This window comes from Pedobacter sp. BG31 (assembly GCF_042464845.1).
In the GTDB taxonomy this organism is placed as follows: domain Bacteria; phylum Bacteroidota; class Bacteroidia; order Sphingobacteriales; family Sphingobacteriaceae; genus Pedobacter; species Pedobacter suwonensis.
In genome coordinates this window covers 1-540 of the sequence record NZ_JBHNZK010000057.1, presented here as the reverse complement: position 1 = coordinate 540, position 540 = coordinate 1, and the positions used below count along the sequence as shown (strand labels likewise).

Sequence of the window (540 nt, the reverse complement as noted above, 5' to 3'; positions counted from 1 at the left end):
ATTTAAGCGATAGCTTAAAGCCCAGCGGCAGTTTATAACCCAAATCGAAACTGGCCATCAGGTCGGTCAACCGGGTTACATTATCGGTGTACTGATTATCCAGCAGCGGGTAATACGACCAGTCTAAAAGCTGCGCCACCGCTGGCGAAGCCAGATAAGCCGCCCTGTAGTTTTTGGTAATGGGCAAAGGGTTTCCATTGGCATCGGCAAAGGCCGCATAGGGGTAAAGTGAGGTGGTACTGGTTATGCCGCCAATGCCCGGCCGCCCTGCTGTAACTTTGCCGCCTGTATAACTGAACAGGGTATTTAAATTCAGGTTGCGCAGCAGCGTAAAATTATTGCTCAGCCTCTGGTTCTGCCTCGCATTCACCCCATCCAGGTTATCTACATTGTGGTTGTAACCCGAAGAAAGCAGCCAGGCATGTTTTTCACCCCCGCCCGATAGCGAGAGTGCATACTGTTGGTTTACCCCGGTTTTGTATACATAACTTTCAAAATCATCATACACATCATGTGCGGCGAAACCTGCCTTGGCCTGTT

Annotated in this window: 1 pseudogene; it reads right to left on the bottom strand. The window is 50.0% G+C overall.

The window, feature by feature from the left end:
- Positions 1-540 (bottom strand): annotated as a pseudogene (locus ACFE6N_RS23535) (hypothetical protein); the annotation flags it as partial.